At 61.0% G+C, this 18,908-nt stretch carries 18 protein-coding genes; 2 read left to right on the forward strand and 16 right to left on the reverse strand.

Translation table 11 applies throughout. The features are described from left to right. Positions 1-70 precede the first annotated feature (70 nt). The 6 genes from odhB to sdhC all read right to left on the reverse strand — a co-directional run bounded on the left by odhB (position 71) and on the right by sdhC (position 7,649). Positions 71-1,288, reverse strand: coding sequence for a 2-oxoglutarate dehydrogenase complex dihydrolipoyllysine-residue succinyltransferase (odhB, locus tag NGJ21_RS00805; RefSeq protein WP_039602468.1), 1,218 nt, complete (start codon positions 1,286-1,288; stop codon positions 71-73). A 42-nt stretch (positions 1,289-1,330) separates the two neighbouring features. Next, positions 1,331-4,162: a 2-oxoglutarate dehydrogenase E1 component gene (locus tag NGJ21_RS00810; RefSeq protein ID WP_012315347.1), complete on the reverse strand. Its 2,832-nt coding sequence runs from the start codon at positions 4,160-4,162 to the stop codon at positions 1,331-1,333. Positions 4,163-4,408: 246 nt separating this feature from the next. Further along, positions 4,409-5,113, reverse strand: a complete 705-nt coding sequence (locus NGJ21_RS00815; protein WP_012315348.1) for a succinate dehydrogenase iron-sulfur subunit — start codon at positions 5,111-5,113, stop codon at positions 4,409-4,411. Positions 5,114-5,124: 11 nt separating this feature from the next. Beyond that, positions 5,125-6,897: a succinate dehydrogenase flavoprotein subunit gene (sdhA, locus tag NGJ21_RS00820; RefSeq protein ID WP_012315349.1), complete on the reverse strand. Its 1,773-nt coding sequence runs from the start codon at positions 6,895-6,897 to the stop codon at positions 5,125-5,127. Positions 6,898-6,900: 3 nt separating this feature from the next. Then, positions 6,901-7,269 (reverse strand): succinate dehydrogenase, hydrophobic membrane anchor protein, encoded by a 369-nt coding sequence (gene sdhD, locus NGJ21_RS00825; protein WP_003254214.1) that lies wholly within the window; start codon positions 7,267-7,269, stop codon positions 6,901-6,903. After that, a complete protein-coding gene (gene sdhC, locus NGJ21_RS00830; RefSeq protein ID WP_012315350.1) occupies positions 7,263-7,649 on the reverse strand; it encodes a succinate dehydrogenase, cytochrome b556 subunit in 387 nt (128 codons plus the stop codon). The genes sdhD and sdhC overlap by 7 nt, the downstream gene beginning before the upstream one ends. A gap of 352 nt (positions 7,650-8,001) precedes the next feature. Between sdhC and gltA the strand changes: the two genes are divergently transcribed. Next, the gene (gene gltA / locus NGJ21_RS00835) at positions 8,002-9,291 is read left to right on the forward strand and encodes a citrate synthase (protein WP_115274279.1); all 1,290 of its coding nucleotides are present in this window, start codon (positions 8,002-8,004) and stop codon (positions 9,289-9,291) included. A 69-nt stretch (positions 9,292-9,360) separates the two neighbouring features. Here the strand turns inward: gltA and NGJ21_RS00840 are convergent, their stop codons facing one another. The 9 genes from NGJ21_RS00840 to NGJ21_RS00880 all read right to left on the reverse strand — a co-directional run bounded on the left by NGJ21_RS00840 (position 9,361) and on the right by NGJ21_RS00880 (position 16,215). Beyond that, positions 9,361-9,966: an START domain-containing protein gene (locus NGJ21_RS00840; RefSeq protein WP_115274278.1), complete on the reverse strand. Its 606-nt coding sequence runs from the start codon at positions 9,964-9,966 to the stop codon at positions 9,361-9,363. A 34-nt stretch (positions 9,967-10,000) separates the two neighbouring features. Beyond that, positions 10,001-10,255 carry a YkgJ family cysteine cluster protein gene (locus tag NGJ21_RS00845; protein WP_012315353.1) on the reverse strand — a complete coding sequence of 85 codons (255 nt, stop codon included), beginning with the start codon at positions 10,253-10,255 and terminating at the stop codon, positions 10,001-10,003. A 121-nt stretch (positions 10,256-10,376) separates the two neighbouring features. After that, positions 10,377-10,775, reverse strand: coding sequence for a hypothetical protein (locus tag NGJ21_RS00850; RefSeq protein WP_187306323.1), 399 nt, complete (start codon positions 10,773-10,775; stop codon positions 10,377-10,379). A 63-nt stretch (positions 10,776-10,838) separates the two neighbouring features. After that, the gene (locus NGJ21_RS00855) at positions 10,839-12,281 is read right to left on the reverse strand and encodes an aminotransferase-like domain-containing protein (RefSeq protein WP_046785252.1); all 1,443 of its coding nucleotides are present in this window, start codon (positions 12,279-12,281) and stop codon (positions 10,839-10,841) included. Between the two features lie 183 nt (positions 12,282-12,464). Then, complete coding sequence (locus NGJ21_RS00860; protein ID WP_115274275.1) at positions 12,465-13,277, reverse strand: OmpA family protein; 813 nt, start codon at positions 13,275-13,277, stop codon at positions 12,465-12,467. Continuing rightward, on the reverse strand, positions 13,274-13,627 hold the full coding sequence (locus tag NGJ21_RS00865; protein ID WP_251961686.1) for a DUF4398 domain-containing protein: 354 nt from the start codon (positions 13,625-13,627) through the stop codon (positions 13,274-13,276). Before NGJ21_RS00865 ends, NGJ21_RS00860 begins: the two co-directional genes overlap by 4 nt. A gap of 9 nt (positions 13,628-13,636) precedes the next feature. Further along, positions 13,637-14,458: a substrate-binding periplasmic protein gene (locus NGJ21_RS00870; protein ID WP_119687487.1), complete on the reverse strand. Its 822-nt coding sequence runs from the start codon at positions 14,456-14,458 to the stop codon at positions 13,637-13,639. A 77-nt stretch (positions 14,459-14,535) separates the two neighbouring features. Continuing rightward, the gene (locus tag NGJ21_RS00875; RefSeq protein WP_012315359.1) at positions 14,536-15,465 is read right to left on the reverse strand and encodes an electron transfer flavoprotein subunit alpha/FixB family protein; all 930 of its coding nucleotides are present in this window, start codon (positions 15,463-15,465) and stop codon (positions 14,536-14,538) included. Then, positions 15,466-16,215: an electron transfer flavoprotein subunit beta/FixA family protein gene (locus NGJ21_RS00880; RefSeq protein WP_251961687.1), complete on the reverse strand. Its 750-nt coding sequence runs from the start codon at positions 16,213-16,215 to the stop codon at positions 15,466-15,468. Positions 16,216-16,753: 538 nt separating this feature from the next. On the opposite strand from NGJ21_RS00880, the gene NGJ21_RS00885 reads away from it, so the two are divergent. Continuing rightward, positions 16,754-18,436 carry an electron transfer flavoprotein-ubiquinone oxidoreductase gene (locus NGJ21_RS00885; protein WP_080516487.1) on the forward strand — a complete coding sequence of 561 codons (1,683 nt, stop codon included), beginning with the start codon at positions 16,754-16,756 and terminating at the stop codon, positions 18,434-18,436. A gap of 69 nt (positions 18,437-18,505) precedes the next feature. Here NGJ21_RS00885 and NGJ21_RS00890 read toward each other — a convergent pair whose 3' ends face one another. Next, positions 18,506-18,907, reverse strand: coding sequence for a type II toxin-antitoxin system MqsA family antitoxin (locus tag NGJ21_RS00890; RefSeq protein ID WP_115274273.1), 402 nt, complete (start codon positions 18,905-18,907; stop codon positions 18,506-18,508). Position 18,908 lies beyond the last annotated feature (1 nt).

Consider the following 18,908-nt stretch of genomic DNA (forward strand, 5'->3'; position numbering starts at 1 on the left):
GCAAGCTGCAAGCCGCAAGTCCAGCAGGCTTCGGCTTGAAGCTTGCGGCTTGCAGCTTACAGCTGCGCGATTAGATGTCCAGCAGCAGGCGGGACGGATCTTCCAGCAGGTTCTTGATGGTGACCAGGAAGGTTACCGCTTCCTTGCCGTCGATCAGGCGGTGATCGTACGACAGCGCCAGGTACATCATCGGGCGGATTACCACTTGGCCATTGATGGCCATCGGACGCTGGATGATGTTGTGCATGCCGAGGATGGCGGCCTGCGGCGGGTTGACGATCGGGGTCGACATCATCGAGCCGAAGGTACCACCGTTGGTGATGGTGAAAGTGCCGCCGGTCATTTCTTCGATCGACAGCTTGCCGTCACGGGCCTTCTTGCCGAAGGTGGCGATGCCGTTCTCGATTTCAGCCAGGCTCATCGATTCGGCGTTGCGCAGTACTGGCACCACCAGGCCACGGTCGCTGGAGACGGCAACGCCGACGTCGGCAAAACCGTGGTAGACGATGTCGTTGCCGTCGATCGAGGCGTTGACAGCAGGGAAACGCTTCAGCGCTTCGGTAGCGGCCTTGACGAAGAACGACATGAAGCCCAGGCGCACGCCGTTATGGGTCTTCTCGAACAGGTCCTTGTACTTCGAACGCAGGGCCATGACTTCGGTCATGTCGACTTCGTTGAAGGTGGTCAGCATCGCCATGTTGGACTGGGCTTCAACCAGACGCTCGGCGATCTTGGCACGCAGGCGGGTCATCGGCACACGCTTCTCGGTGCGATCGCCAGCAGCGGCCACAACCGGGGCGGCAGCGGCAGGCTTGGCAGCCGGAGCAGCGGCAGGCGCGGACTTCTTGTTGGCAACTGCAGCAACCACGTCTTCCTTGGTGACGCGGCCACCTTTGCCGGTACCGGCAACGGTAGCCAGGTCGATGCCGTTCTCTTCAGCCAGCTTGCGCGCGGCCGGAGCGGCAACCGGGTCGTCTTCGCCGGCATCGGCGGCAACGGCTGCCGGAGCAGCGGCGGCCGGAGCGGCAGCAGGCGCGGCGGCAGCAGCACCACCTTCCACGATCGAACCCAGCACTTCGTCGGACAGGACGGTATCGCCCTCGCCCTTGACGATGTCGCCCATCACGCCATCGGCGGTAGCCAGTACTTCCAGGACGACCTTGTCGGTCTCGATGTCGACGATCAGCTCGTCACGCTTGACGGCTTCGCCCGGCTTCTTGTGCCAGGTGGCAACGGTGCCATCGGCAACCGATTCCGGGAAGGTTGGGGCTTTGATCTCGATAGCCATTATCAGTGTTTCCTTAAATTCGGTTTCAGGTGCGCGAAGGCGTTAGACAGTGAAGGCGTCTTGCAGCAGTTTTTCCTGCTGTTCGGCGTGCTTCGAAGCGTAACCACAGGCTGGCGCGGCGGAAGCGTCGCGGCCGGCGTATTCCAGGACCAGCGCCTTGTTGTGGCGGCCCAGGATACGGCGCATGTGGTGCTGGCTGCTGTACCAGGCGCCCTGGTTCATCGGCTCTTCCTGACACCAGACGGCATGCTTGAGGTTGGTGTACGGCGCCAGGATGTCGACCAGGTCGTCTTCCGGGAACGGGTACAGTTGCTCGATACGCACGATTGCGATGTCTTCGCGGCCTTCGGCACGGCGTTTTTCCAGCAGGTCGTAATAGACCTTGCCACCACACAGCACCAGGCGTTCGACCTTGGCAGGATCCAGGGTGTCGATTTCCGGGATCACGGTCTGGAACGAACCTTCTGCAAGGTCCTCCAGGGTCGAGACGGCCAGCTTGTGGCGCAGCAGCGACTTGGGCGTCAGCACGATCAGCGGCTTGCGCAGCGGACGGATGACCTGACGACGCAGCAGGTGGTAGATCTGTGCCGGGGTGGTCGGTACGCAAACCTGGATGTTGTGCTCGGCGCACAGCTGCAGGTAACGCTCCAGACGCGCGGAGGAGTGCTCCGGGCCCTGCCCTTCGTAACCGTGAGGCAGCAGCATGGTCAGACCGCACAGGCGGCCCCACTTGTGCTCACCGCTGGTGATGAACTGGTCGATCACCACCTGCGCACCGTTGGCGAAGTCGCCGAACTGAGCTTCCCAGATCACCAGCGCATTCGGCGTGGTGGTCGAGTAACCGTATTCGAAGGCCAGTACCGCTTCTTCCGACAGGAAGGAGTCGTAAAGGTCGAAGCGCGGCTGGCCCGGGAACAGGTTCTGCAGCGGCACGTAGGTGCTGGCGTCCTTCTGGTTGTGCAGCACCGCGTGGCGGTGCGAGAAGGTGCCACGGCCGATGTCCTGGCCGGTCATGCGGATCGGGTGACCTTCGAACTGCAGGGTGGCGTAGGCCATGGTCTCTGCGTAACCCCAGTTGATCGGCAAGCCACCGGCCTGCATCTTCTGACGGTCTTCGTAGATCTTCGACACCTGACGCTGGACGACGAAGCCTTCTGGCAGCTCGAGCAGCTTGGCCGACAGGTCCTGCAGGGTCTTGAGGTCGAAACGGGTGTCGTGACGCGCAGTCCAGGCGTGGCCCAGGTACGGACGCCAGTCGACGAACAGCTCGCGGTTCGGCTCCTTGACCAGGCTCTTGACCACGTGCAGACCGTTGTCCAGGGCATTGCGGTACTCGTCGATCTTGGCCTGGGCGCGCTCGGCATCGATGCGACCGGCCTGGATCAGCGCCTCGGCGTACAGCTCACGGGTGGTGCGCTGCTTGCTGATCTGCTGATACATCAGCGGCTGGGTACCGTTGGGCTCGTCGGCCTCGTTGTGGCCGCGACGACGGTAGCAGACCAGGTCGATGACCACGTCACGCTTGAACTGCATGCGGTAATCGATGGCCAGCTGGGTCACGAACAGCACAGCTTCCGGGTCATCGCCGTTCACGTGCAGGATCGGCGCCTGGATCATCTTGGCAACGTCGGTGGCGTACTCGGTGGAACGCGAGTCCAGCGGGTTGCTGATGGTGAAACCAACCTGGTTGTTGATCACGATGTGCACGGTGCCGCCGGTCTTGAAACCGCGGGTCTGCGACATCTGGAAGGTTTCCATGACCACGCCCTGGCCTGCGAAGGCAGCGTCACCGTGGATCGAGATCGGCAGCACCTTGTCGCCGGCGGTATCGTTGCGGCGGTCCTGACGGGCGCGCACCGAACCTTCGACCACGGGGGAGACGATTTCCAGGTGGGACGGGTTGAACGCCATGGCCAGGTGAACTTCACCACCGGTGGTCATCACGTTCGAGGAGAAGCCCTGGTGATACTTCACGTCACCGGAGCCCAGCTCGTTCATCTTCTTGCCTTCGAACTCGTCGAACAGCTCGCGCGGGTTCTTGCCGAAGGTGTTGACCAGCACGTTCAGACGGCCGCGGTGGGCCATGCCAATCACGACTTCCTTGGTGCCGTAGGAGCCGGAACGCTGGATCATTTCGTCCAGCATCGGGATCAGGCTTTCGCCACCCTCAAGGCCGAAACGCTTGGTGCCCGGGTACTTGGTGCCCAGGTACTTCTCGAGACCTTCACCGGCCGTCACGCGCTCGAGCAGGTGGGCCTGCACGTCGGCGGAGAAGTCCGGGCGGCCGCGCACGCTTTCCAGGCGCTGCTGGAACCAGCTGCGCTGCTCGGAATCGACGATATGGGTGAACTCGGCGCCAATGGTGCGACAATATGTCTTCTGGAGCGCCTCGACGATCTCGCGTAGGCTCGCTTCCTCTTTGCCGATGTACAGGTCGCCGGCACGGAAGGTCGTATCAAGATCGGCATTGGTCAAGCCGTAGTGATTGATCGACAGGTCTACGGGCGCAGGGCGCTGCCACAACCCCAAGGGGTCGAGCTTGGCAGCCTGATGGCCGCGCATACGATAGGCCTGGATCAGTCGCAGAACTTCAACCTGCTTCTTCTCGTGTTCACTGCTCACGCTCCCGGCAGATACCGGTTGGGCGCGGCGCTGGTTCTTTGCCAGCAGTACGAAATGGTCGCGGATTGTCGAGTGCGATACATCGGTAGCGGTGCTGCCGTCGGCGGGCAACTTCTGGAAGTAAGTGCGCCACTCTTCTGGCACAGCGTTAGGGTCGTGCAGGTAGAGTTCGTAGAGCTCTTCCACATATGCAGCGTTACCACCTGAAAGGTGGGCGCTTTCCCACATGCGCTGCATCACGCTTTCTTGCATGCTTGGTCACCCTCGGTTAGGGGACTGATCGGCGAGAGCCACAGCAAACCTGGAAAAGTCCGAACACAGCGACTGAACCACGCCACTTGGATCCTGCTGATTTTCCGGGTACCAGCCCGGAAAGCCCCTGCTGGTCTCATATCTTCATAGGTATCGAGCGCGGGCTTTTTGGGCCCTTGCTCAGGTTTTACCTCAGTGCGGGCTCACCACCCGCACCTCGGCTTACTGCAGTTACAACGCTTTGAATCAGGTGCCGCTTTGCAGCAGCATGTTACGTACGTGGCCGATTGCCTTGGTCGGGTTCAGACCCTTCGGGCAAACGTTGACGCAGTTCATGATCCCGCGGCAGCGGAAGACGCTGAACGGGTCATCCAGGGACGCCAGGCGCTCCTGGGTCTTGGTGTCACGGCTGTCGGCCAGGAAGCGATAGGCCTGCAGCAAGGCGGCGGGGCCCAGGAACTTGTCCGGGTTCCACCAGAACGATGGGCAGGAAGTCGAGCAGCAAGCGCACAGGATGCACTCGTACAGACCGTCCAGCTTGTCGCGATCTTCCGGCGACTGCAGACGCTCGATGGCCGGGGCCGGCGTGTCGTTCTGCAGGAATGGCTTCACCTTCTCGTACTGCTTGTAGAAGATGCTCATATCGACGACCAGGTCACGAATGACCGGCAGGCCAGGCAGCGGGCGCAGAACCAGCTTGTTGCCCTTGACCACGCCGGACAGCGGCGTGATGCAGGCCAGGCCGTTCTTGCCGTTCATGTTCATGCCATCGGAACCGCAAACGCCTTCACGGCAGGAGCGACGGTACGAGAAGCCCTCGTCCTTCTCCTTGATCAGCGCCAGCACGTCCAGCACCATCAGGTCCTTGCCGCCGGTATCGACGTCGAACGACTCCATCTTGGGCGCCGAGTCGGTATCCGGGTTGTAGCGATAAACTTCGACTTTCAACATAGCAGTCACCCTCAATAAGTCCGGACTTTTGGTTCGAAGGCTGGAACAGTCTTCGGCGCAAAGTTGACGCCACGCTTGGCCACGCGCTTCTCACCCGGGTAGTACAGGGTGTGGCACAGCCAGTTTTCGTCGTCACGGTCTTCGAAGTCTTCACGGGCGTGAGCGCCGCGGGACTCTTTACGGGCTTCGGCCGCGATGGCGGTAGCTTCGGCGACTTCCAACAGGTTCTGCAGCTCCAGCGCTTCGATACGCGCGGTGTTGAAGGCCTGGGACTTGTCGTTGATCTTCACGTTGGCGATGCGGTCACGCAGACCAGCCAGCTGTTCGATACCCTTCTGCATGTATTCGCCAGTACGGAATACACCGAAGTAGTTCTGCATGCAGCTTTGCAGCTCACGCTTGAGGCTTGCGACGTCTTCGCCAGTGGTACGCTCGTTGAGCTTGTTCAGGCGGTTCAGGGCGACGTCGACATCGGTATCGCTGGCATCGCGGTACTCGACGCCTTCGCTCAGCGCCTTCTCCAGGTGCAGGCCGGCGGCGCGGCCGAATACGACCAGGTCGAGCAGCGAGTTACCGCCCAGGCGGTTGGCACCGTGAACCGATACGCACGCCACTTCACCCACGGCGAACAAGCCCGGAATGATGTGGTCCTTGCCTTCGGCGTCCATGGTGATGGCCTGGCCATGAATGTTGGTGGCAACACCACCCATCATGTAGTGGCAGGTCGGCACGACCGGCACCGGCGCTACAACCGGGTCGACGTGAGCGAAGGTCTTGGACAGTTCGCAGATGCCTGGCAGGCGGCTGTGCAGCACTTCCTCGCCCAGGTGGTCCAGCTTCAGCAGTACGTGGTCCTTGTTCGGGCCCACGCCGTTGCCAGCGATGATCTCTTTGACCATGGAACGGGCGACCACGTCGCGGCCGGCCAGGTCTTTGGCGTTCGGAGCATAACGCTCCATGAAACGCTCGCCGTGGGCGTTGATCAGGTAGCCACCCTCACCGCGGCAACCCTCGGTGACCAGTACACCAGCGCCGGCGATGCCGGTCGGGTGGAACTGCCACATTTCGATGTCCTGCACCGGCACACCGGCACGCAGGGCCATGCCGACGCCGTCACCGGTGTTGATCAGGGCGTTGGTGGTCGAGGCGTAGATACGGCCCGCACCGCCAGTGGCCAATACGGTGGCCTTGGACTTGATGTACAGGGTTTCGCCGGTTTCGATGCAGATCGCGATCACACCCACGAACGCGCCGTCCTGGTTTTTCACCAGATCGACAGCGTAGTACTCGTTCAGGAAGGTGGTGCCCGCTTTCAGGTTGCCCTGATAGAGGGTGTGCAGCAGTGCGTGGCCGGTACGGTCGGAAGCAGCACAGGTACGTGCAGCCTGGCCGCCCTTGCCGAAGTCCTTGGACTGGCCGCCGAACGGACGCTGATAGATACGACCGGTTTCGGTGCGCGAGAACGGCAGGCCCATGTGGTCCAGCTCGAAGACCGCAGCAGGGCCTTCCTGACACATGTATTCGATAGCGTCCTGGTCACCGATGTAGTCGGAACCTTTGACGGTATCGTACATGTGCCAGCGCCAGTCGTCGTTCGGGTCGGCCGAAGCGATGGCGCAGGTGATGCCGCCCTGGGCGGAAACAGTGTGCGAACGGGTCGGGAAGACCTTGGTGACCACGGCAGTCTTGTGACCGCCCTGGGCCAGCTGCAGCGCTGCGCGCATGCCGGCGCCGCCGCCACCGATGATGATGGCGTCGAAGGAAATGGTTGGAATGCTAGCCATGGATCAGATACCCCAGAGAATCTGCACACCCCAGACGAAGTAAGCGAACATCGCAACGCCGCATACCGCCTGGAACAGGAAACGAATCGCAGTTGCCGACTTGCCGAACGACATTGGCGTCAGGTAGTCGGTTGCAATGGTCCACATGCCGACCCAGGCGTGAGCGCCCAGGGCAACGAGGGCCAGCAGACTGAAGATCCGCATCGCGTTATTGGAGAACAGACCATGCCACTGGGTGTAGTCGATGCCTGGGTGGGCGACCACGTAGCCGATCAGGAAGAGAAAGTAAGCCGCGAGAACGACCGCCGAGACGCGCTGCGCCATCCAGTCATAGAGGCCCGAACGCGACAGGTTCGTGACATTGGTTACCATACCCAAACTCCCACCAGAACGATCAGCACCACGGAGATGACGATCACGATTTTCGAGCCCAGCTTGCCGCCTTCCAGCGTCTCACCGATACCCATGTCCATGATCAGGTGACGCACACCTGCCACGAGGTGATAAAGCAGGGCGGATAGCAGGCCCCAGGTCACGAACTTGGCCAGCGGGCTGGTCAGACACGCCTTCACCTCACCGAAGCCTTCCTCGGAACCCAGCGACTTGCCCAGTGCATAAAGCATGATGGCAAGGCCAAGGAACAGGATGACGCCGGAGATACGGTGCAGGATGGACGTGTACGCTGTGACAGGGAGCTTGATGGTCCTTAGGTCTAGGTTTACAGGTCGTTGGCTTTTCACGGCTTTTTTCACACTGAAGAGCCCCTAGCGAATCAGGGCAAAGTTGTTGGTAAGTGTACTGGTCAGGTACCCACCACCCAGGGAACGGCGACCCCCAGCAGTTCGGGCTTGCAAGCCCCTGGCGGTCGGGTGCCGAGTATAGACAGTTAGGCTGCTTATGACAACGTGACGGGGTAGCCCAAATAGCGCATTGCCTTTAGCGAGCAAAAGGCGTAAATGGGCGAGAATTTCGTGAAAAATCAGGCCTCAGAGCGGGTTTCAACCAGCCTTTAGGCAAATTGACATTCGAATTTACTTCTCTATAGTGGTGCGGGCCCTGCGTGGGGGGTCTGTCTGATGATTTCAAGCATTAATAGGAGGCCACATGGCTGACAAAAAAGCGCAGTTGGTCATCGAGGGCGCTGCCCCCGTCGAGCTGCCCATTTTAACCGGCACCGTTGGTCCTGATGTAATCGACGTCCGCGGGTTGGGGGCCACTGGTCACTTCACCTTCGACCCTGGTTTCATGGCGACCGCTTCGTGCGAGTCGAAGATCACCTACATCGACGGCGACAAGGGCGTACTGCTGCACCGCGGCTACCCCATCGAGCAGCTCGCCGAGCAATCGGACTACCTGGAAACCTGCTACCTGCTGCTCAATGGCGAACTGCCCAACGCCGAGCAGAAGGCCCAGTTTGTCAGCACCGTCAAGAACCACACCATGGTTCACGAGCAGCTGAAGTCCTTCTTCAACGGTTTCCGCCGCGACGCCCACCCGATGGCCGTAATGTGCGGCGTAGTCGGCGCCCTGTCGGCGTTCTACCACGACTCGCTGGATATCAATAACCCGCAACACCGCGAAATTTCCGCGGTGCGCCTGGTCGCCAAGATGCCGACCCTCGCCGCGATGGTTTACAAGTACTCCATGGGCCAGCCGATGATGTACCCGCGCAACGACCTGTCGTACGCGGAAAACTTCCTGCACATGATGTTCAACACCCCGTGCGAGATCAAACCGATCAGCCCGGTACTGGCCAAGGCAATGGACAAGATCTTCATCCTCCATGCCGATCACGAGCAGAACGCCTCCACCTCCACCGTCCGCCTGGCCGGCTCTTCGGGTGCCAACCCGTTCGCCTGTATCGCCGCCGGTATCGCCGCACTGTGGGGCCCTGCCCACGGCGGTGCGAACGAAGCCGTGCTGACCATGCTCGATGAAATTGGCGATGTCTCGAACATCGACAAGTACATTGCCAAGGCCAAGGACAAGAACGACCCGTTCAAGCTGATGGGCTTCGGTCACCGCGTGTACAAGAACCGCGACCCGCGCGCCACCGTGATGAAGAAAACCTGCGACGAAGTCCTGGGCGAACTCGGCATCAAGAACGACCCGCAGCTGGAACTGGCGATGCGCCTGGAAGAGATCGCACTCACCGATCCGTACTTCATCGAGCGCTCGCTGTACCCGAACGTCGACTTCTACTCGGGCATCATCCTCAAGGCGATCGGCATCCCAACCAGCATGTTCACCGTGATCTTCGCCCTGGCACGTACCGTGGGCTGGATCTCGCACTGGAAAGAAATGCTTTCCAGCCCGTACAAGATTGGCCGCCCGCGCCAGCTGTACACCGGCGAGCTGCCGCGTGACATCGTTGAGCTGAAGGACCGCAAGTAAGCTTTTGAAGCCGAACGCAAAAGGCTGCCCTCGGGCAGCCTTTTTCATTGCTTTGCCCCTGCCCTGACTTCAGTTCTTCTCTGCCCGCTCACGCAAGCTTTTCAGGGTATTGAACGGCGCATCCACTACAAACTTGTTGGCTACCATCGCGGGCACACTGCCACCCGGCTCGGTATGTACCTGATAGGTCACTTCTGTACTCTCCCCTTTGGGCACCAACTTCCAGAAGCCTTCGACTTTCGCCACCCGTACATACCCCTTCTCTTCGGGCAAATAGGTCGGCTCTTCCTTGAGGTTACGCGTCAGGCTGCCATCAGCGCTTTTGACGGTAGTGACATGCAACACCGAATCGCGCGGCGTTACCGGCCACGGCGTATTGAACTGGGTGTAGGTCCAGCTCTGGTCACCTTCGTGCTTGAGCAACTTCTGCGACTTGCACTCATGTATCCAGGTGCACGCCCCTGCCACGTCTTCCTGCAGAGCCTGCACCCTGGCCAACGGCGCCTTGATCAGGGTCACACCACGGTAGGCCTTGTACTTGGACCCCGGCACTTCACTGAGAGAGACCTTGATCCCCTCCTCGTCCTTGGCCACTTGCCAGCTCTCGGCCCAGGCGGCCGGCGCCATCAGCAAGCCCACGCCACATAGCAGTGCAATACGCTTGAACGATCTCATCATCTTTATCCTTGTTGTCGAAGATCCAGCCTTGTCACGCCGCCGTCATCTGCTCCCACCAACCGAGAATCCTGATTGCCTCGTCGCGATCATTGCCGCACACCTCGATATCCGCCTTGAACCCACCACAGACCGCCGGCCGCTCGGGCTTGCCGAACAGGTCGCAGAGGTTGTCGGCGGTCAGGTGCAGGCAGCGCATGCCAGCCGGCTTGCCGTCTGGCATGCGCGGCATTGCGGAAGTGATGGACGGGGCGATGCAGCAGGCACCGCAACCCTCACGGCATTTCATAAAATCAGGACTCCCTGAAACAAAACGGGACGAACGTCCCTGGATACTAACCGCTCAAACATACGTTTGAAATTGCTGGCCCGATGAAATCTGCAGTGACCCGGCAGTCAGTTCGCCCAGGCTATTGGCGGAACTCAAACTCGATCGCCGCCCCTTCCACATCACGCCGGCTGTCATTGCGCAACTGCAGCTGCATCTCGTTGCTGATCAAGCGACCATTGAGCTGGAACGGGCTGTCACCGCTCTGCGGTTTGTCGGTAAACATGGCCGGCAGCAAGGGCTTGCGGCGCGTGACTGAACTGCCGACGCTGGGCTCAAGTTGGTTGACCATCTCGGCAGGCAGGCTCAGATCCAGGTGCGCCGCGGGCAATTGCTGGGTTGCCGCCTTGCTGGCGGGCTTGCGCGCAGGCGACACCTTGGCGTTGTCCGCTTTGGCAGGCTGCGCAGCGTGGGCCACACCAGAGGTCAAACACACTGGCGCGAGGCAAAAAACCAGGGCAATACGACGCAACAGTTTCATGGACATCGATAGGCAGGCTTCAAGAGTGCGTATGCTCTCTGTTCCGCCTGCGCCTGGCAAGCCTTACAAAAGCGCAGTTACAGACTCCCTGCACAATTGCTGGGCCAGCATTCCCAGCGTCATCACCGCCCGTTCGGCTTCCTTGTTCCATGGAATACCGCAGTTGAGACGGATGCAGTGGTTGAACTGCTCGGTATTACTGAAGATAAGCCCAGGGGCGATACTGATCCCCTGCTCCAGCGCACGCACATGCAGCTCTTGAGTGTTGACCCGCCCCGGCAGGCTGACCCACAGAATGAAGCCGCCCGTGGGCCGGGTCATCTGCGTACCCTCGGGAAAGTGCTGTTGCACAGCCAACTGGTAGGCACTGAGGTTCTTGCGGTACTCCTGGCGGATATACCGCAGGTGGCGATCATAGCCACCGTTCTCCAGGTAAGCCGCCACCCCCATCTGCGTGACACTGCAGGCCGAGTGGGTGGTGAAGGTCTGCAGCCGCTGGATTTCGTCCTGGTATCGCCCCGCTACCATCCAGCCAACGCGCACGCCAGGTGACAATGTCTTGGAAAAGCTCGAGCAGTAGATCACACGGTCCAGCCGGTCGAATGCCTTGAGCGCTTTGGTCTTGCCCTGCTCGAACATCAACTCGCCATAGATGTCGTCCTCGACGATCTGGATGTCGAAGTCCGAAGCCAGGCGCAACAACTGCTTCTGCCGCTCTTCGGGGATAGTGCCGCCCAGCGGGTTGCTAAGGCGTGTGGTCAGTACCAGCGCCTTGATCGACCATTGATTGGCCGCCAGTTGCAGCGCTTCCAGACTGATGCCGGTGGACGGGTCGCTGGGGATCTCGATCACCTTCAGCCCGAGCAAATCAGCCAGCTGCAGCAGGCCGTAATAGGTGGGCGACTCCGCAGCAATCAGATCCCCCGGGCGGGTCAGTACGCGCAGTGACATTTGCAGGGCATCGACACAGCCATGGGTAACGATCACTTCACTGGGATCGACCAGCACGCCCGCATCACGCATGCGGATAGCGATCTGCCGGCGCAACGGCTCGAAGCCCGGGCTGAACATGTAGCTGAAAGCACGCGGGCTGTGAAAACGGGTGACCTTGGCAATCTGCTGATGCAAGGCCCGCACCGGCAAGTAGTCGACATGAGGAACGGCGGCACCGAACGCAAACACGCCATCACGACGGGCCTCGGTCAGCACCTGCTGGATGATGCTCGCGCGGGTGACCAGGCCAGGGCGCTCGACTCTGGCAATATCCGGCGTCTGCGCAGTCAACGCCGGGGTCTGGTGCACGTAGTAGCCAGACTGCGGCCGGGCGCGGATCAGCCCCTGGTCTTCGAGATTGGCATAGGCCTGCAGTACCGTGGCATGGCTGACGTTGAGCTGGGCGCTCATCTTGCGCACGGACGGCACGCGCTCGCCTGGCTGATAGACACCACGGCGGATGTCATCGGCCAGTTGCTGGGCGATACGCTGATACAGCAGCAGGTTGGTCATGGCGATATCTCGACGCGCGGACGGCTCATTGTTCTTGTACGACTCACTTACGGTAGAGGATACCGTAACAGTTGCAAAGTGTACTGGGACAGATTGCACAATAGTCGACATTACAGTGGCGTGGCCGCTATCGAAAGGGTTAACCAGCGCGCCTCTTCTCAAGCCGCGAAGAGGCGCCAGCGGTCAGCGTGCCGGAGCAAGCCTGCCCTTGTCATCGGAGAAGACGATCTCCACCCGGCGGTTCTGCGCCCTGCCCCGCTCCGAAGCATTGGCCTCGATCGGGTACTGATCGCCATACCCTTCAACCTGCAGACGCTTTTCGTCGACACCCAGGTCGACCAGCATGTCGGCCACTGCCTGCGCCCGGTCGCGCGACAGCTTGAGGTTATCTTCCGGCGCGCCGGTGTTGTCGGCATAGCCCTCGATCCGCACCACCCTGCGCGGGTTGAGCTGAAGGAACTGGACCAGCTTGAGCACCGTGCGACTGGCCGAATTCTTGAGGTCCGCACGACCAGTGTCGAACAGCACATCACCCAAGGTCATCACCAGCCCGCGATCAGCCTGCTGCGAGGCCAGCGCCGCAATCTGCGCTTCCACCCATTCACCCTGCTGCTGCACGCTGGCCAGCTTGGCCTCGCGCAGGGCCAGCTGCAGGCGCTGACGCTCAAGGTCGAGCTTGGCCAGACGCTCCTGACTCAGCGCCAACTTCGCGTGCTCACCGGCAATTTCGCTGTAACGCTGGCTCAGATACGCATAGTGGCGCACGTCACTGCCGGTGCCGATGTAACTGGACAAGCGCTCGGCGCGGGCCAGCGACTCACCGGCGCGGATCACATCACGCGGTGCGCTGCGCAGCACAGCGGAATCATCCTTGACCTTCTGGAAGGCCGCCGAGGCATCGTCCAGCGCCGCTGCACTGCGCTGACTGGCGCACCCCTGCAGCCCGCCAGCCAGCGCCAGCAATGCCAGCGCCGCCATGGGTTTGAAGCCCTTCATGGCTGCACCTCCAGCTGCTTGCGCAAGCGCTTGACCCGCGACTGCAATACGCCGAGCTGCTCCTCACTCTTCTGGTTCAGTACGCGCGCCTCGGCCAGGCGGGCATCGAGTTCGGCCTGCTCGGCACGCATGCGGGCGTCGCGGTAGTCCTCGGTCAGCATGTCGCTCTTGGCGCGGGCGAGCTTGTCTTCGGCAAGCTTGAGCGCCTCGACCTGGTCGGTGGCACCGACCGCTTTTGCCTGTTCCAGCGCCTGCTCGGAAATACGCATCTGTTCATTGGGCGCCGGGTCGTTGGCGCAGCCGGCCAGGCCGAGCATGGCCACGGCAAGGATCAGTGATTGGGTTCTCACGCACTCTTCCTACTGTTTGGGGGCGTCCGCCTGCACATCCATCTGCGCTTTCCAGCGCTCGACATTACGTTGCAGCACGGCTTCAGACGCACCGGAGATCGGCAATTCTGTCAGCTTTTTTGCCAGTTGCCCACGCAACCAGGTGTCATTGCATGCCGAGTTGTGCGAGACAGCCAGGTACAGCCCTGGCCGGTCGACCGGCAGGCCGCGGGCGATCAGGTCATTGCTCATACCCAGGCTTTGGGTCATGGCCATGCCCGAGTAACGCCCAGCCAGCACGTAGTCGACCTGGCCCAGCACCAGCTTCTGGAATGCCTGGGTCAGGTTCTGCGCCGGTACCAGCTTTAACTGCGCCTTGGCGAATGCACTGAAAGCCGGGGTCAGGCGGGCGCGCTCCGACAGGCTACCCTGGTATCTGGCCAGATCCGCGGGGCCGTTGAATTCCACGTCGGCGTCATGGCGCGTCCAGACCAGGTATTCATTGAGCTGCAAGGGCGGGTGGATGTAATCCAGTGCGGTCAACTGCTCCACCTGCAGGGGGGTGTCGAGCAACAGATCCATGCGCCCACTGCGCACCTCTTCCAGCGCCTGATCGCGCCTGCCGGCATTGAGGACTTCCACTTTCAGCCCCAGCTCCCCGGCCACCTTGCGCAACAGATCGACGTTGGCGCCAATCAGGTGTTTCGGGTCTTTCGGGTCTTGCCAGGAGTAAGGTGGAGCATCCGGGCTGCCAGTCGCCACCAGACGCTCACACTTGCCAGCCGCCATCGCCAGCGGTGAAAGCATCGCCATCGTGCACACCAGCACCTTGCCTGCTTCACGAAACGCCATCCTTCACTCCTTGCCCGCATAAAAAAACCCGGCCCTCGTTACAAGGGCCGGGCTTCTTTATAAGTGAAGCAGGCGGATCAGACCAGCTTTTCCAGCTCCGGAACCGCTTCGAACAGGTCAGCGACCAGGCCGTAGTCGGCCACCTGGAAGATCGGCGCTTCTTCGTCCTTGTTGATCGCAACGATCACTTTGGAGTCCTTCATGCCGGCCAGGTGCTGAATCGCGCCAGAGATACCGACGGCGATGTACAGCTGCGGGGCAACGATCTTGCCGGTCTGGCCGACCTGCATGTCGTTGGGTACGAAGCCTGCGTCGACCGCAGCGCGCGAGGCACCCACGGCAGCGCCGAGCTTGTCGGCCAGGCTGTACAGGTGCTTGAAGTTGTCACCATTGCCCATGCCGCGGCCACCGGAAACGACGATCTTGGCAGCGGTCAGCTCTGGACGGTCGGACTTGGCCAGTTCTTCGCCAACAAAGGCGGAGATACCGGCATCGTGCGCGGCGCCTACCGCTTCAACGGCAGCGGAGCCACCTTCGGCGGCCACAGCATCGAAGCCGGTGGTACGCACGGTGATCACCTTCACAGCAGCGCTCGATTGCACGGTGGCAATGGCGTTACCGGCATAGATCGGGCGCTTGAAGGTGTCGGCGGATTCAACCGAAATGATCTCGGAGATCTGGTCGACGTCCAGCAGCGCGGCAACGCGCGGCAGGATGTTCTTGCCGTTGGTGGTGGCCGGGGCCAGTACGTGGCTGTAACCCTTGGCCAGCTCGACGATCAACGGCGCGACGTTTTCGGGCAAGACGTGGGCGTAGGCTGCGTTGTCGGCAACCAGTACCTTGCCAACGCCAGCGATCTTGGCAGCGGATTCGGCAACGCCACCGACGTTCTGGCCAGCGACCAGCACGTGCACATCACCACCGATCTTGGCGGCTGCGGCGACAGTGTTCAGGGTGGACGGGGCTACGGCACCGTTCTCGTATTCAGCGACAACCAGGATAGTCATTTAGATTACCTTCGCTTCGTTCTTCAGCTTCTCGACCAGTTCGGCCACCGACTTGACCTTGATACCCGCGCTGCGGGCAGCAGGCGCTTCGACTTTCAAGGTCTTGTTGGTGGAGGCGAGCGATACGCCCAGCGCGTCTGGAGCCAGGGTCTCCAGCGGCTTCTTCTTGGCCTTCATGATGTTCGGCAGCGACGCATAGCGCGGCTCGTTCAGGCGCAGGTCGGTGGTGACGATCGCTGGCAGGTTCAGCGATACGGTCTGCAGGCCGCCATCGATTTCACGGGTGACGTTCAGCTTGTCGCCAGCCAGTTCAACCTTGGAGGCGAAGGTGCCCTGGGCGTAGCCAGTCAGCGCCGCCAGCATCTGGCCGGTCTGGTTGTTGTCGCTGTCGATGGCCTGCTTGCCGAGGATCACCAGCTGCGGCTGTTCTTTGTCGACAACGGCTTTGAGCGCCTTGGCCACGGCCAGGGAATTCAGTTCGTCAGCAGCTTCGACCAGGATGGCACGATCGGCGCCCAGGGCCAGGGCAGTACGCAACTGCTCCTGAGCAGTGGCCGGGCCGACGGAGACGACGACGATCTCGCTTGCCACGCCCTTCTCTTTCAGGCGCACGGCTTCTTCCACGGCGATTTCGCAGAAGGGGTTCATGGACATCTTGACGTTTGCAAGGTCGACGCCGGAGTTGTCCGCTTTGACGCGAACCTTGACGTTGTAGTCGACCACTCGTTTGACAGCTACAAGAACCTTCATGGATTCCTCGTTACTCTCCGGTGAATAGATAGTCGCCTGGGGCTAAGCCCTGCGATGCGCGTGGGTACAAGGGCACCTCTGAAAACGATGCGCGAGGTGCAATCTTCACGGTGACCGATCAGTCCTGTTGAGACTCTTGCGGCAAATACCCGCGGGTCATTTCCTGTGGTGGCGTGTAAACTCCACTACAAACCGTGTTTTGGCCCGAAAGCCTTACCCCACACCTGGTCTTTAGAGGTGTACCTGCGCCCGGCGATGAGCCTACGGCGAACGTAAAACCGCTCGTATCTTGACCGCAACACCCAATCCGGTCAATACGGCAAATCGGTCACCCTCCAGCCGCGTTCCTTTGATTTTACTGGCCTGCGGCAAATTCAAACAAACGTTTGTATTGGACCCGCCAAGTGGTGTAGATATAATGCGCGGCCAAGACAAAACGGTGTAGTCCATCCTCTGTGCCGCTACAGCTCCGCTCCCGTGAAGCGCGGCGCGCATGATCACGCCACACCCATAAGACAAAGCAACAGCACGAGCCTTGATGAGTAGGAGAGAACCAGTGGAACGCGAATACATGGAATTCGACGTGGTCATCGTCGGCGCTGGCCCGGCAGGCCTGTCAGCCGCCTGCCGCCTGAAGCAGAAGGCCGCCGAAGCCGGTAGCGAGATCAGCGTCTGCGTGGTCGAGAAAGGCTCCGAAGTCGGCGCCCACATCCTCTCCGGTGCAGTGTTCGAGCCCCGCGCCCTGAACGAGCTGTTCCCCGACTGGAAAGCACTCGGCGCACCGCTCAACACCGAGGTCAAGCGCGACGACATCTACGTGCTCAAGGACGCCGGCAACTCGACCAAGGTCCCTGACCTGTTCGTGCCCAAGACCATGCACAACCAGGGCAACTACATCATCTCGCTGGGCAACCTGTGCCGCTGGCTGGCCCAGCAGGCCGAGAATCTGGGCGTGGAAATCTACCCGGGCTTCGCCGCCCAGGAAGCGCTGTTCGATGAAAACGGCGTGGTCCGCGGCATCGTCACCGGTGACCTCGGTGTCGACCGCGAGGGTAACCCGAAGGACGGCCTGTACACCCCGGGCATGGAACTGCGCGCCAAGTACACCCTGTTCGCCGAAGGTTGCCGCGGCCATATCGGCAAGCAACTGATCAAGCGCTTCAACCTCGACAGCGAGTCCGACGTCCAGCACTACGGCATCGGCCTGAAAGAAATCTGGGAAATCGACCCGGCCAAGCACGAACAAGGCCTGGTGGTACACACCGCCGGCTGGCCGCTGGACGTGATGAGCGCTGAAAACACCGGCGGCTCGTTCCTTTATCACCTGGAAAACAACCAGGTGGTGGTCGGCCTGATCGTCGACCTGTCCTACAGCAATGCTTACCTGTCGCCTTTCGACGAATTCCAGCGCCTCAAGCATCACCCCGTGATGAAGCAGTACCTCGAAGGCGGCAAACGCATCAGCTACGGCGCCCGCGCCATCTGCAAGGGCGGCCTGAACTCGCTGCCCAAGATGGTGTTCAACGGTGGCGCCCTGATCGGTTGCGACCTGGGCACCCTGAACTTCGCCAAGATCAAAGGCAGCCACACCGCCATGAAGTCCGGCATGCTCGCGGCCGAAGCGGTGGCCGATGCGCTGATCGCTGGCAGCGAAGGCGGCGATGCGCTTACTACCTATGTCGACGCCTTCAAAGCCAGCTGGCTGCATGAAGAACTGTTCGCCAGCCGCAACTTCGGCCCGGCGCTGCACAAGTTCGGCCCGATCCTCGGTGGTGCGTTCAACTACATCGACCAGAACTGGTTCGGTGGCAAGCTGCCTTTCACCCTGCACGACACCAAGCCGGACTACGCCTGCCTCAAGCTTGCGGCCGACTCGAAAAAGATCGACTACCCAAAACCAGACGGCAAGCTCAGCTTCGACAAGCTCAGCTCGGTGTTCCTCTCCAGCACCAACCATGAAGAGGAACAACCCTGCCACCTGAAGCTGACCGACCCGAGCATCCCGATCGCCAGCAACCTGCCGCTGTACGACGAGCCAGCCCAGCGTTACTGCCCGGCGGGCGTGTACGAAGTGGTCAGCCAGGAAGACGGCAGCAAGCGCTTCCAGATCAACGCGCAGAACTGCGTGCACTGCAAGACCTGCGACATCAAGGACCCGGCCCAGAACATCACCTGGGTTACCCCTGAAGGCGCCGGTGGGCCGAACTACCCGAACATGTAAGCCCGGCCCTTGCAGCAAGAAAAAGCCCCCTGGCCTCACGGCCCGGGGGCTTTCTCGTTCAGGGCTGCCTTAGGCCGTACGGACTTCCTCGAACAACTCCGGATGACGGTCGAGCAGCTTGAACAGTTTGACCAGAGCAACCGGCGGCCTGGTTTTACCATTTTCGTAGCGAGAGAACGCATTGACCCCACCGCCAAAGATTTCGCCGGCTTCACGCTGGTCGAGGTCGAATTTCTTGCGCACAGCGACAATGAAGTCGGGGTCCACTGCCGCGGCATTGACTTGGCGATTGAATGCGGACATCAAAGTACTGATGCGCATCGCTTCATCATGGCTGAGAACCGCCTCCCCACAGACTGCACAGTATTCGCCACTGACATTTGGGATAACGGTCGCTTCACCTTTGTATCGATAGGGCATGTCCCGGGTATCAGGTGCAAGCTCCGCCCCCCCACAAACTGGACATTTCATG

The organism is Pseudomonas sp. Marseille-Q5299 (assembly GCF_943737035.1).
Taxonomy (GTDB): Bacteria; Pseudomonadota; Gammaproteobacteria; order Pseudomonadales; family Pseudomonadaceae; genus Aquipseudomonas; species Aquipseudomonas putida_E.